Origin of the sequence: Hydrogenophaga sp. (assembly GCF_018780075.1) — a bacterium.
Classification (GTDB): Bacteria; Pseudomonadota; Gammaproteobacteria; order Burkholderiales; family Burkholderiaceae_C; genus Hydrogenophaga.
In genome coordinates, this window is the sequence record NZ_JADMKB010000116.1 from 1 (window position 1) to 13,127 (window position 13,127).

Annotated in this window: 13 protein-coding genes; 3 read left to right on the plus strand and 10 right to left on the minus strand. The window is 60.4% G+C overall.

Annotation, left to right across the window (positions count from 1 at the left end):
* Positions 1 to 650: DUF932 domain-containing protein (locus IV088_RS19120; RefSeq protein WP_291105422.1), on the plus strand; the 650-nt coding region annotated here is incomplete at its 5' end.
* A 105-nt stretch (positions 651 to 755) separates the two neighbouring features.
* On the opposite strand, the gene IV088_RS19125 is transcribed toward IV088_RS19120, so the two are convergent.
* The 3 genes from IV088_RS19125 to IV088_RS19135 are packed head-to-tail and all read right to left on the minus strand — an operon-like array spanning position 756 to position 2,382.
* Positions 756 to 1,226 (minus strand): hypothetical protein, encoded by a 471-nt coding sequence (locus IV088_RS19125; RefSeq protein ID WP_291105423.1) that lies wholly within the window; start codon positions 1,224 to 1,226, stop codon positions 756 to 758.
* A complete protein-coding gene (gene stbB / locus IV088_RS19130; protein WP_291105424.1) occupies positions 1,223 to 1,966 on the minus strand; it encodes a StbB family protein in 744 nt (247 codons plus the stop codon). The genes IV088_RS19125 and stbB overlap by 4 nt, the downstream gene beginning before the upstream one ends.
* Positions 1,963 to 2,382: a hypothetical protein gene (locus IV088_RS19135; protein ID WP_291105426.1), complete on the minus strand. Its 420-nt coding sequence runs from the start codon at positions 2,380 to 2,382 to the stop codon at positions 1,963 to 1,965. The genes stbB and IV088_RS19135 overlap by 4 nt, the downstream gene beginning before the upstream one ends.
* A gap of 294 nt (positions 2,383 to 2,676) precedes the next feature.
* Here IV088_RS19135 and IV088_RS19140 point away from each other — a divergent pair, with 294 nt between their 5' ends.
* Positions 2,677 to 3,249, plus strand: coding sequence for a hypothetical protein (locus tag IV088_RS19140; RefSeq protein ID WP_291105428.1), 573 nt, complete (start codon positions 2,677 to 2,679; stop codon positions 3,247 to 3,249).
* Positions 3,250 to 3,264: 15 nt separating this feature from the next.
* Positions 3,265 to 4,239 (plus strand): conjugal transfer protein TraS, encoded by a 975-nt coding sequence (locus IV088_RS19145; RefSeq protein WP_291105429.1) that lies wholly within the window; start codon positions 3,265 to 3,267, stop codon positions 4,237 to 4,239.
* Positions 4,240 to 4,254: 15 nt separating this feature from the next.
* Here IV088_RS19145 and IV088_RS19150 read toward each other — a convergent pair whose 3' ends face one another.
* Genes IV088_RS19150 through IV088_RS19180 form a run of 7 tightly spaced genes read right to left on the minus strand, consistent with a single transcriptional unit; the run spans position 4,255 to position 13,120 of the window.
* A complete protein-coding gene (locus IV088_RS19150) occupies positions 4,255 to 5,601 on the minus strand; it encodes a restriction endonuclease (protein ID WP_291105430.1) in 1,347 nt (448 codons plus the stop codon).
* 4 nt (positions 5,602 to 5,605) lie between these two features.
* Positions 5,606 to 7,525 carry an AAA family ATPase gene (locus tag IV088_RS19155; RefSeq protein WP_291105432.1) on the minus strand — a complete coding sequence of 640 codons (1,920 nt, stop codon included), beginning with the start codon at positions 7,523 to 7,525 and terminating at the stop codon, positions 5,606 to 5,608.
* A 39-nt stretch (positions 7,526 to 7,564) separates the two neighbouring features.
* The gene (locus IV088_RS19160) at positions 7,565 to 10,162 is read right to left on the minus strand and encodes a DEAD/DEAH box helicase family protein (protein ID WP_291105433.1); all 2,598 of its coding nucleotides are present in this window, start codon (positions 10,160 to 10,162) and stop codon (positions 7,565 to 7,567) included.
* The gene (locus IV088_RS19165) at positions 10,107 to 11,738 is read right to left on the minus strand and encodes an Eco57I restriction-modification methylase domain-containing protein (RefSeq protein ID WP_291105434.1); all 1,632 of its coding nucleotides are present in this window, start codon (positions 11,736 to 11,738) and stop codon (positions 10,107 to 10,109) included. Before IV088_RS19165 ends, IV088_RS19160 begins: the two co-directional genes overlap by 56 nt.
* Complete coding sequence (locus IV088_RS19170; RefSeq protein ID WP_291105436.1) at positions 11,735 to 12,382, minus strand: SAM-dependent DNA methyltransferase; 648 nt, start codon at positions 12,380 to 12,382, stop codon at positions 11,735 to 11,737. Before IV088_RS19170 ends, IV088_RS19165 begins: the two co-directional genes overlap by 4 nt.
* Positions 12,379 to 12,780, minus strand: coding sequence for a type II toxin-antitoxin system RelE/ParE family toxin (locus IV088_RS19175; RefSeq protein ID WP_291105438.1), 402 nt, complete (start codon positions 12,778 to 12,780; stop codon positions 12,379 to 12,381). The genes IV088_RS19170 and IV088_RS19175 overlap by 4 nt, the downstream gene beginning before the upstream one ends.
* Entirely contained in the window at positions 12,773 to 13,120 is a 348-nt protein-coding gene (locus IV088_RS19180) for a type II toxin-antitoxin system Phd/YefM family antitoxin (RefSeq protein ID WP_291105440.1), read from the minus strand. The genes IV088_RS19175 and IV088_RS19180 overlap by 8 nt, the downstream gene beginning before the upstream one ends.
* Positions 13,121 to 13,127 lie beyond the last annotated feature (7 nt).

The following is a 13,127-nucleotide window of genomic DNA, read 5'->3' on the forward strand; positions in this document are numbered from 1 at the left end:
CCTTCATGGTGGCCCAGAGCAAGAGCCGCATCGAAGGCAAGACCGAGTTCACCAAACACATGATCCGCATGCGCCATGCCGGTCAAGTGAACACCCGGCCCGAGGCCAACGAGATCATTCTGATCAACAGCCACGACGGCGCCAGCAGCTACCAGATGCTCGCGGGCGTGTTCCGCTTTGTCTGTTGCAACGGATTGGTGGTTGGCGATGTCACCAATGACATCCGCATCCCGCACAAAGGCAACATCCAGGACGAGGTGATCGATGGCGCGTTCCGGGTGCTGGAGGACTTCGAGCTGGTGGACGCGTCCACCGACAGCATGAAGGCCCTGCCGCTGCAGCGGGAGGAACAGCAGGCCTTTGCCACCGCCGCCCTGGCGCTGCGCTACGGTGAACGGGGGGAGGGCGAACCTCCGGCCCCGGTGACCGCCGAACAGTTGATCGAAGCCCGCCGGCCCGAAGACTTCGGCAACAGCCTGTGGACCACGTTTCAGCGGGTGCAGGAGAACGCCCTGCGTGGTGGCCAGCCCGGGCGCGGTGCCAAGGGTCGGCGCCTGCACACCCGCCCGGTGGCCAGCATCGACCGCAGCGTGAGCCTGAACCGGGCGCTGTGGGTGCTGGCCGAAGAGATGCGCAAGCTCAAGGCCTGAACGGGTCCAACGTCACACCGCCCTCGCTGGGCGGTGTGGTTCACCAGCAATTCCGAAATCCGCTCGCCGGCTGTCGCCGGCTCGCGCGATCCTGGCAGCGGCTTCTCACCGAAGCCATAGCCAGGCGGCCATCGCCCAGCTGATGGCCGAAGCAAGCACCGCTGTCGCGGCGTGCAGCAACCACCCTTCCCAGGGTCGTGCATCCTTGCGGGCCAGGTCTGCAAACTCCTGCAGCGGCAACGTCACCCGCTGCAGGACCGGGCCGATTTCATTTCGGAACACCACACGCGCCGCTTCCTCCATGGCACGGGTCTGTGTGTCCACAGTCGCCCGTGCCATTTCGTCGGCGCGGCGGGCAATGTGCTTCACCGTCTGAACCTTCGCGTTCTCGGTGATTTCATCCATGCGTTTTGCATACGCCTCGACCATGTCCGCCAGATCGGAGCTGGCACTCAGCAACTCCATGCGGCTGGCATCCAGTTGGGGTGCAAATTTTTCGACCCGATCCAGCAACGTGCCCAGATCGCCGATGGCCACCGCCATCAGCTCTTCTCGGACCGTGACCAGGTCGCTCACTGGGCCTGCCGTGCCAGTGGCACCACGTTGCTGGCGGCGCTCTCGGCCAGGCCGAGCGCCGCAAAGCAGGCATCCAGCTGCGGCAACACCCCCACCGCCAGCCGCCGTGTGGCCAGCTTCTGGGCCAGTGTGAGCTTTTCAGCGGTGTCGCTGGCCTTGATGATCAAGGCCTTGTAGTCGGTGTCGTCACGGGCCAGGGTGGCGAGGTCGACATTGCTGCCCCGGATGCGGCCATACACCTCGTTGGGGCCCAGATGGCAGGCCACGTTCTCTGTGGCGATGGGCTGCGCTTTGAGGAAGGCCCGCAACAGATCGAAGTGCGCCGGGACGTCTGCGGCGCTGTTGACCATGTTGAACACCAGCCGCACCCTTGAACGGGGCACGCCCAGCCGCGCCAGCTCGACCAGGGTGGCGATGGTGTCCTGCTGCTGCTTCAGGGTGGGCACCGTGGGAACCACGAACGCATCGAAGTCCTCATGACTGCCTTGGTACTTATGCATCAGGTCGAGCAATTCCTCCACGTTGCTGGCCCCGATGTCCACCACCGCGCTGTCCATGGTCTGCAGGAGCTCCTGCAGCTCGCCGAACTGCCGGCCACGCATCGCATGGCCTTCGCCGTCGGCCGCGTTCAGGCTCTCCACAGAAAACAGCTCCGCGCCGTCGATACGCGGCAGCAGCAGATGCCTGGCGATGGTGGTTTTGCCCACGTTCCCCGAAAAGTTGATGACGGCGATTTTCATGACGGGTCCTTTGCGTTGAGCCTGGCGCGGGCCAGGGGGTTGGTGATTCGGCTGCTGGCGAACGCTTCGGCGATCTCTTTGCCGCTGCGCATGTCCGTTTCCACGGAGGCGAACTGAGGTGACTGGGGCGCGGTGGTTGATGGCGGGGATGCAGACACCTGCGGCTGGGTAAGAGCGGGCGGAAGTTCATGTGGACGAACACCGGAGCCCGAGACCTGCGCGACGGAAGCTGCTTTGCAGGCCCTGGCCACTTCGCGCTGCACGGTCGCGTTGCTCACGTGCACGCCGACCGCAGCCAAGGCTATGCGGATCGCCTCGAAGGTGTAGCCCTGGGCGCGCAGCTCCCGCATGTCCTGCGCAAAGCGCTTGGCCTTGCGGGAGCTTCTGCCCGGTGGATCGGTTGGAACCAGTTTCATCGTTCGGTTTCAGGTCAGGCGTTGGTCGGCAGTTCGTCAATTGCTGATCAGTTCTTGCAGTGGCTGTTTGCGTGCTGTTCACTGCTCGTGCTGTCTGCTCACGTCCTGAGCTGTGCTGATCGGTACGTACTCATCTTCAACCCGCCTGGTGCTTGTTTGCCTGCTGGATTCGGACCCAAATCCAGCGGCTTCAGAGCCTCGATTCAGACCAATACTGGGTTCATGGGTGAGTGCAGAGATAGGCGGTCTGCCGCCAGTTTCACAAGCGCTCCGCGCCCCTCCATTCGTCGGTCCATGAACACCTCCTCCCATGACTTCGTCACGGTCGAAATGCGCGGCTTGAAGGCCGCGCTGGTGGCCCGTGCGCAGGCGCAACGGGTCAGCGTGTCGGAGCTGGTGCGCAGCGCTGTGGCGCGCGATCTGGGCCTTTCGACGAAGGGTGAGCCCCGTATCGGGGAGATGCCCCACCCGGCTGGACACACGGCCAGCGTCAAGCTGTCGATCCGCATGACGGCCCAGGAGGCTTCGCAACTGGCTGCAGGCGCCCGAGCCGCAGGCCTGTCACGCGGTTCATACCTGGCCGGACTGGTGACCAACGTGCCTGTGCTGTCAACCGCTGGCGGCCGGGCCGAACACATCGCTGCGCTCAGGGTTTCCAGCGCCGAACTGGCGACCCTGAGCCGAAACATCTACCGCCTCACGGCGCTGCTACGCCAGGCCAATGTGGAGCACGCCAGGCCCTACCGTGAAATGCTGGACACGCTGGCCGGCGACGTGCGTCGCCACCTGGAGCTGGCCGCCCGCGCCCTGGCCGACCTGCAACCGCGCAGCCGAGGCACAGGGTCAACCACTTTCCCCACAACGTAGCGAGAGGAGTTCGCCATGGCTATACCAGACAACCTGGACGGCATCCTGATCACCTGGGGTGATCGCCTGTTCTACCCCGGCAACCGTGTGGTGAAGGTGAAGCTGTCACCTCGACTGAATGGGGACGCGGCACGGCAACGCGCTGCCGTCATCCGCCAGCGCATCGCGGCCACGGTGGTGCGTCGTGCGCCTCAGGTCATGGTGAAGGTGACGGGGGGAGGGCGCGGCTTGCGGGCCATTGCCGCCCACTTTCGCTACATCAGCAAGAACGGCCGGCTGGAGATCGAAGACCAGCGCGGCGAGATCATGCGGGGCAAGGACGTCCTGTACGACTTGGCCGAGGAATGGCGCTTCAGTGGCTCCTTGATCCCCGACGGGGCAGAGCCCGGGCATCGCCGTGAGGCTTTCAACATCATGCTGTCGATGCCACGCGGCACCGACCCGCTGACCGTGCAGCGCGCAGCCCGGGAATTCGCTCAGATCGAGCTGAGGGACCACAAATACGTCATGGTGCTGCACGATCACCAGGCCAACCCGCACGTGCACATCAGCGTGCGGGCCGAGTCGATGCTGGGAAAGCGCCTCAACCCGCGCAAGGCTGACCTGCAACGCTGGCGCGAGACCTTTGCCGAAAAGCTGCGCGGGCATGGCGTGGAGGCTGAAGCGACCCGGCAAGCGACGCGGGGGCACAACCGCAACCACGATGCGCTTTGGCGCATCAAGGCGCGGCATGAAGGGAGACTGCACACCACCCGCACGGGTGTCAAAAGCAGCGCGCAGGCCCGCGCCACGCGCTCTGAGGCAGCCGAAGCATGGGTCCACGTCGGCCACGCGTTGGCGAGGTCAGGTGACTTGGCTGACCGGGAACTGGCGCGATCCATCGCCGAATTCACCCGGGAGATGTTTTCGAGCCAGGTTCAGACCTCTCCAAAGAGAGCACCCGACGTCACACAACAACCGATTCCACGCGATGCCGTTCCACGCCGTTGACGCAACGAGACGCGGTCACGTGGAGGCGAATTCGGTTTCGGCCTCGGTCAATCGCGGGTCTTGCATCGAAGGGGTGGACATATCTCTCGTCCAAAGAGGGATCAGCTTGACCGTGACCACGATCTCTGTGTTCTGGTCATCGCCCGCAGTCGAGATTTTGAAAGCAGGGGGCGGAAGCTGTGAGACCAAGCCATCAGGCATCGGGTAGACAAGCTCAAGAGCAGAGCACCCATAGCGCATGGCATAGGCCAGAAGTTGGTACACGTCGGCTTCATCCACGCCGTAGTCAGGCACGGCCGGGTTAAGGCGCTTCCACTTCGCATCGACCACGCGATCAATGCCAGAAGCTGCGCCGTTCTGGTCAACCTTCCAGACCGTGATATCCGGCTTCAGCAAGAACACATCGGTTGCACCACGAACTCCGAGGTGCAAAGGAGGTCCTTGCTTGTGAACGATTCGATCAGGCCCGGCCCCGTCTTCCTCACGCTTGGCGACGTGTGCTTCGAACAACTTGTTCATGTCGAACAGCAGCCCGGGCGCCTGCGTAGCTCCTGCGCTCATCGCCGGGCTGGCCATCGCCAGTATCCACTCGCACCAGGTGAGAAGGGGGTCGTAGCGGTGCGTGGTGCGGTCTCGCGGAAGGGATGCAACGTCCTTCGACAACATCCTCACCGATGAAATGCCGGCGTACCGGGCATGAGTTTCGAACCACAGGCGCTGTGTATTGCCATTGATGAGCCACGTTCTGCAGGCGTCCAGCGTCGCACGTACAGCGCGGTTGTAGGCGTTGTCAGCGGTGAATTCGTCGTACTCGCAATGCAGCAGGTGTGGCCGCGCGAGGTTGCGACGGACATGACCATGCGCCTGGAAGCGCCCCTTGATGACGGGAAGGTCGTCTGCATGCGCCACATACCGGCTGATCAAGCCTTTTCGGGCTTGATCAAGTGCGCAATGCAGAAAGGCCTCAATGAAGATATCCAGCAGTGGCGCGCGCACGGCCTGCTGCGGTGCGGTGCCAGCTTTCGTGATCGCAACTTGCCGGGCGCTGTGCAGCATCGCCAGCAAGGCGCCGCGAGAGCGCTCCAGTTCGTCGGTTGTTCGCGCATCTGCCATACCCACTTTGGGCAGCACTTCGACCACGCAGGTTGGCAGCCGAACGATTCCGCAGTGTTGCGCGAGCTTGATTCCGCCGGAAAGTCGCTGACAGAAGCCTCGACGAAGATCGTTCAAACGGAGAAGTGCTTGCGCTTCGGCCTCGGACAGCCATGGGGCGACATCTGCCGAGACATCAGGCACATGCCCCCCCTCGAAGACAGGGATGACCTCATGCTCCAGCACGGTGACAGTGCGCAGACCGCCCATGTGATCAAACCGGGTTCTGGGTGTTGGCTGCTTCTTCAGACTGAGCTGGCGTCGCCATAGCGGGTGGTGCAGCGCCGTACAGCCCCATGATGTGCGCTTCGCTCCAGCTGCTGGGTTCGCCCACCGCGAACGTCAACCTTGCTTCAGTGCCCAAGGCTTGCTTTGCACCGGGGAAAAGTTCGGATGGCGACAGCGAGCGCGACTTGAAGAAAACGCTGTCCTTGCCGTTGCCAGTCAAGACCAGACGCACCTTTTCCATGTCTTCAAAGAAGTACTCCTGAAGCAGCGGAATCACCCGCTGTGCCAGCACCAGTTGCAGCTCGGCCAGAGATGTGATGCCCATAAACACGGCGTGACCGATGGCGTGGTCGCGGTCGAGCAAATACTCCAATCGGTCGTTCAAGCACTGGAGCAGCTCGGGCAAGTCAACCGCGCCCACCTTGGCCGGTACGATCAACTTGGGGTCCGGTGCGCACTCCTGAAAGCGGAATCGCCGCCGCAGGGCGATGTCCATCATCGCGATGGATCGATCAGCCGTGTTCATCGTGGCGACGATGTTCAGGTTGTCAGGCACCCCAAAGCGCTCTGGCAGACCGGGCAAAGTCACCCAGGCGCCTTCGTCCTTTAACTTGCTTCCAGCAATCACGCGCTTGCTGGGTTCGATCAGCGTGATCAGCTCACCAAAAACCTTGGCCACATTCGCGCGGTTGATCTCGTCGATGAACAGCGTGAACTGCTGGGTCGAGTTGGCATGGGCCTTTTCGCACAGGGTCAGAAACGGGCCTTTCTGGAACACCACGGTTACGCCTGCTCCGTCTTGGGCGGCGACTGGGCGCAGCCCGCCAATGAAGTCCTCGTAGGCATAGCTGGGGTGGAAGGCCACGAAGGCAAAGTCTTCCCCCTTGTCGTACGCCGCCTTCATGCGCTCCTGCATCTCATAAGTCTTGCCGGTTCCCGGAGGTCCGAAGAGGATCAGGTTGTCGGCCAGGCGAAGCGTAGGCTTGGCGTTGGTTGCGACTTCAACGTCGTATTCAGGGTCGGGCTCATATGCGGACAGTGCCGCAGTGCCCTTGGCCGCGTCGTCTTTGCCGGAAGTGCCGTCAGAACCCTTGGCTGGATGAGTCGCTTCCTCCTTGACGAGCGTACCCACAGGGAGTTCGTAGTAGTCCACGGCGCCAGGATGCTGCAGTTCAAGCCGTTTGCGCAGTTCCAGCAACGCCGCATCCATGGCAGGGCGGCTCTCGCCCAGGGCTGGTGTCCAGATCTTGTGTGCACGCGCCACCTGGAATTTGTTGCCCTGGCTGAAGATCCGTTCAAACGAGTCGGGGAACAGGACGTGGCACAGCGTGTGGTATAGCTGTCGCCCCTTGCCGCTGGGAATGCTCTCCAGCCATTTAGCGAACCCTTGCGCGTCATTCAACAGCGCTTCGCGCTCAGTAAGTGGCTTTGCCACGAACGCAGCGAACGCTTCCACGGCAAAGATGATCTCCATCGGCAGATAGTTGTTGTAGCCGGGGCCGGCGCTGCCAAGGCCGGACAAAACAGGGCTCTGCAGGAAGGGCGACGATGTTGGAAAGGGAGCCGCCGGCTTCATGTTCCAGATGCGCTCCACCGTCTTGACCTTCGTCGGTGCTCGAAGGTTGGTCGGGCCAAGCTGCACGATCCAGAACACCTCTGCCATCAAGGCCACGTCCAGGGGTTCACAGGTTGCCAGCTGGTCAGCCAACTTCTCATAAAAACCGCGGTCGCCAGTGTCCGGGCGGTCCACATAGTTCTCAATCAGCGACTTGAAGTGCTCAGGCGTCCACAAGGTCTGGCCGTCCAGAAACAAGGACTCCTGATTCAGCAGACAGCGCTGCTTGAACTTGTCGGCAGCGTCAAAGACCTTGGCTGCATTGGGGAAGTGCGGATTGAATCGGCTCATTTGGATGACTGATTTGTAGACCAGCGGGTCGTCTCGGGGCTAGGACTCAAGTTCCTTTGCTATCACGGTGTCATACAAACCGTAGTGGGTGAGGCCTGAGTGCGATTCAATTCCTGTGTAGCGCAGAGACGCGTCTTCATACCGACGAAACGCGAAAACCGCTTGGTTCATATGCTCAGTGTTGAACACCTTGAGCCGCACCAACAGGTGAAAGTCCTGAACAGTCAGACCTGTCACCGTCAAGAACAGGTCGGGCTCCAGCTTGGTGATGACGTCCTGCAGCGTGTTCTCTCGGAAGTCGGTCAGGTACATGAATGCGGGAATGCGAGTTGCGAACTTGATCAGCTTCTCCTGAATCAGCTTGCGTTTCGATTTGTACTCCCTCTCTGCTTCCGATAGCTGCTGCTTCTCGCGCTCTGTGAGATCCTTTTCCTTGGCCTTCTTTTTGAGGTCCTTGACCTTCTCGCTCTTGTTGATGATTGTCTCGATAACGTTGTCGCCGAGCGTGCGCCAGCCTTCAATACGCGCAACCGCGGCCATCGCCTCAGGGCTGTCCAGGATGCGGCGCAGGGTGCCGTTATCCACGTTGACCAGCAGTGCGCTTTCCCACTTGCGTGCCAGCAGCGTGGCCGATGTGCCAGCCATCGCAATGTCCAAGATGCTGCCCGCATCGATCTGCGTCATGTTGGCGCCGTCGTAGGCCAATACGGGCAGGAAGGCCACAAGGTCTTTCACGGCGTTTTCGGGGTTCGATTCGTTGGGCGAAAGCCCTATGCCGTATTCGCACAACTGTCGCAGCGCACGCGTAGGTGCGAAGTCAAACACAAAGCACACCGGCTTTAGGATTTCTTCCTCGTTGGGGTTGTCGCCGTTCGGGTTCTTGATGGACCACGGCGACTGCACGCGAAACGCAGCCTGAAAGTAGGTCTCTGGCGACTTGAGATTACGCAGCATCAAAATGGACGACCACTGCGCCACCGTGACGCCCGTGGTGAGCTTGCCGCACGACAAAGTGATGGTCTGGCTGTCGAAGCCGCTGCTGATGGCGCGCCGAACCGGTGGCAAAGCCTCCAGCCCAATGCCCGCCGAAGTGCCGGCTGCAACCACCACTTGGTACGCGTGCCAGAACGTGTTGTGTTTCTCGGCCAGCAAATTCGCCATGGCATGGCATGACGCTACGCTGGGCATGAACCAGAACGAATGCTGCAGGTAGGGCAGCAAGCGCACATCCGAATAGGGGAATGGCGGTCGGGTGCCCACCTTCAGCAATTCGGCTGCGTGCGCCGTGTGTCCGCCGCGGATGATGTCCAGCCACTTCTGCACATCGCCTTTGTGCTTGAACTCGGCGCTGGACCCCGCGCCTGTGGCCTCAAAAAATGCGTTGAGGTCGAACTCGTCGAACTCGCCACCACTGGCCACGGCCAGCAGTTCATCGGGCATCTGGTAGGTCAGCAGCCGCATCTGCGGCAAAGCGCCATAGGGGTTGCGCAGGCCTGGGTGCTCGGCGGCATAAGCTGCCTTGGCCCGCTGCTCGTCGGTGTAGGTCCAGTTGAAAATCTGCTCTTCGATGAACTCGCCCGTGGCCAGGGCCTTGAAAGGTGTGCCCGACAGGTACAGGTAAGCCCGGGTGGTGATGGGCAGGAACTCAGCCTCCTGGTCAGCCAACACCGTCAAGTCTTCGTTGACACCATCGAGATCGCCACCGTATTCGAGTTTGCTCTCCTTCTTGGCCTCCGCATCGTCTTCACCCTCGAACAGTTCTTTGGCGGTGTCGCGCCAGGCGCCAAAGTGGTATTCGTCGAACACCACCAGGTCCCAGTTCACGGCGTGCAGCCATTCATTGCGTGGCTTGATGTTGCCCGTGGTATCGCGCCCAAGCAAGTCCTGAAACGAGCCGAAATAGACAACCGGCTTGTGCCTGTCGATCTGTGTCGGGTCGCTGCCCGAGTTGCGCGAGAGGTACTGCCAACCATCAAAGTCCACATGACTTTCCAGATCGGTCTGCCAGGCATCTTCCACCGCTGGCTTGAAGGTCAACACCAGCACGCGCTTGGCACCCAATTGCTTGGCCAATTGGTAGCTGGTGAAGGTCTTGCCAAAACGCATCTTGGCATTCCAGAGGAAACGCGGAGCCGCATTGGCATCCTCCGCCCAGATGGAGCGGTAGTAGCTCAGCGTCTTGCTCACCGCTTCGGTCTGCTCGGCGCGCATGCCAAAGGTCTCGTGGTGGGTGCCGCTGAAGCGTTGACCCGTGCGCAATTCCGCGAGCACGGTTTTCACGTCGTCCACCGTGCAGCGCACCCATTCCAGTTCCGGGTTGTCCAGGCCCCGCTTCGCCAGCGCAGCGCGTACGTCGTGGTCGGTGAAGACCGAGCCATCGTCGCGCTCTGCTGGCTCGTCCAGCACGATGCGGTAATTCTTGATGGCCGCCGTCTTCAACTGTTCGGCCACGCGCAAGGCCACGTCGCGCGTGGTCTGGCCCACTTTGTGCAGGCCTTGGTGGCCCGCGTCCTCAATGGTGTAAGCGTAGATGCGCGGGCGGGCGGCGGGTTTGGGGGCGAGGACTTCCTCGATCGGCGGCTTATTCATCGTCCATCTCGTCAACTTCTCCCGCGTCTTCGCTTGGGCGATCAGCAATAAGTGATTCGATGAATGCAATCTCGACGGAGGTTATTCCGTATCTTTGATACAAATCAGCATCGGTCCAAACCCGGTCCATTGGTAGCGCAGGGACGAATTTGTACGAACTACGCGTAATGTTTTGAGTAATTTTTCGGAGGGAGACTAGAAACCTAACAAATCTAGTTCGCATGTAAGATGCAAAGTTTTTTGCTTCAGATTCGGAGCCGCAAAGCCCGATGACTAAATATGTCTCTGTGCATGCCGTACCTGGGCCAGCAACGACAGGCTCACCCAGAATACTAAAATCATCTCGACCACTGGTTCCGTGTGCCTTTACAAGAAGAATCTTCCATCTGTCTATCCATTCTCCATTGCTAGTCACCAATGATCTATCAATGTAAGATTGGCACTGATTGCCAAACAGAAGAATCGGGTCATTGATTCCCTTGGGGTTAGACTTTCCGCGTTGATTTGTTAGCCCAAACGGTTTCCTGGCAGAAACCTGATCGCCAAGGCTGGCTTCGGGGCGGCCGTTCAGCCTGTATTGAGAGACCTTATCTAAAATGCAAACAGCCTCATTGCGGCGAACAAAGACATCGTACGCATCAAGTCTTCTGTGAACTGGGTTCCCAATTATTTCGTTGGAAATCATTGTTGTCACCTCGCAGGCGCCTTGATGATCTCTACCCCAAAGCCAATAAGAAACTCCGCCTCGAATTTTGACTCCGGGAAAAACATCATATAACTGCGGAAAATCCACAAGTTTTACGAATCTCTGATCTTGAAGCATTCGATCTCTGAATTCATCTAGTCCCTTTCCACCGGAAAACCACCGTGACGGCGTGATCATGGAAATGTATCGTGGCTCCAATTGAATAGCAGCCTCCACGAATAGGTTGTAAATTGGTGTGGCTGAAGCGCCACCGCCACCGCCTCCATCTCCAAGTTGGTAGGGAGGATTGCCGATGATCACGTCGAATTGCATATCGTCTCCAAACAACTCGGCAATGCGAGTCTTGATGTCATGGGTGTGGATGAAGGCGTAGGCATGGGTTTCCATGCCCTCACCCCGATCCAATGTTTCCTGGCTGGCGCCGCAAAAAGTGCACTTGCCCCTCGCCCAGGTGTGTTCCGTCCGATCAAACCAGATATTGCCCGCCTCGGTGGTGAAGCCCTTGGCCACGGCGTGCGGCCCGTTGGCCTTTTTGGAGCAATACAGGCTGCGCCGCGCCAGCAGGCTGGTCAGGCGAGTGATGCCGATACCGAAGATCTGGCGCATCAGGATGTGATTTACGCGCACTTGCAGGTCTGGCATCTGTTCGGCCAGCCCTTTGACCAACCGGTTGGTGATCTCGCGCAGAAACACGCCCGACTTGGTGAACGGGTCGAGAAAACGGACGGAGGGGTCGGCCCACAGGTTGGCTCCGCCATGGTCTGCCGCCCAAGCTTGAGCCAGCATGTCGAGCATGCGGTTGGCCAATTCCGGTGGGGTGAACACCTCATCGTTCGACAAGTTCGCGATGCAGGTAAGAACATCGGGATTTCGCCCACGCAGCGTGAAACAGACTTGCTCGTTGGCTGGGTTGTTCAAACGGCCTCCGTTGTTTTCTCGCCTTCGCCGGCTGCCGCGAGATCGCGTACGGTCATGGGCGGGTAGGTCTTGATGGGTGTGAAGATGTCGTGTTTGCCAAACAGCGAACCTTCGGCGCTGAAGTTGGATGACCCGATGAGAACGTCCAGACGAAAGTCGCGCCGCTGGTACTTGCCCTTGCTCAAGGCAGCCCATTCGGCAAAGACGATGGGGTCGCCGCTGCGCGAACGCATGGTCAGCGCGTCACCGTGCAGGATGTTGGTTCTCAGTACATGGGACGCTGCTCGGTACAGGTCGTCAACTTCGCCCACGTTGGTGTACTCGGCAAAAATCGCCAGCGCATTGGCCCGGCACTCTGCCACGTTGTCGGCCAGCAGTTCGATGCCGTAAATGCACATCAGGCCCAACAGGGCGTGGTACTGGCGCTCGAACGTTGAGCGGCCATATTTCAGCTCCACAGCCGCCAGCTTGCGCTGCAATATGCGGTCGATGAAGTTGCCACTGCCGCAGGCAGGCTCTAGAAACCGCGCGTCGATGCGCTCGGTTTCGTCCTTCACGAGATCAAGCATGGCTTCAACCATCCATGGGGGGGTGAAAACCTCACCATGATCGGCTACACGTTGTTTGGACTTGACGAGGTTCATGATCCTGTTCCGGGCCAAAGCCGAGCGAAGTCAAAGGAAAGCTGGCGGTGATGCCGAATGGACAGCAGGTACACCGTGGCATCGGTCTGCAAAGATGCATCCACCACCGAATACAGCATCAGGTAGTCGCCGTGCAGGTATTCGCGCAGGGCATCCGGGGCGCCTGTTGGCAGCGCAGCCAGCTGCGCCAGCGCCTCAGCCGACTGTGGCGGGTTGGCCAGATAGCGTCGGCCAATGCGCGGGAAGCGCCGCAGGTTCGGGATGACTGTGGCGCGAATCTCGGCCAACAGGTCATCGAACGCAAAGCCAGCATCCGCTTCGACCAGGAACGCTTCAATGGCGTCCAGGCGCTCCAGGAAGCTGGCGGTCAGCTCGACCCGGTACAGCTGATCAGCCACGTTTCTTGGTCGGGAGCTTGCCAGCGTTTGCCAAGCCACTTGGCTTGGCGGTAGTCTTGCGCCGCTGCTGCATCTGGGCGAGGGCGGTGTCTGCCTCAAAGGTGCGGCCGGCTGCGATATCGGCCAGGCCGCGCTTTGCGTCGTCGATCAACAGCAGGTGGATACGCTCGCGCTCCAGCCGGTGGTAGTAGTCAAGCCTGTCGGCATCGATCAGCGCAACATAGCTCTCGCCATTCTTGGTGATGATCTTCTCTGCACCGGCCTTGGCCTGGTCGGCCAGTTCAGAGAGGTTGGAGCGTGCCTGTGTGAAGGGCACCACGTCGCTGGCAGAAAAACCCATGACCGGT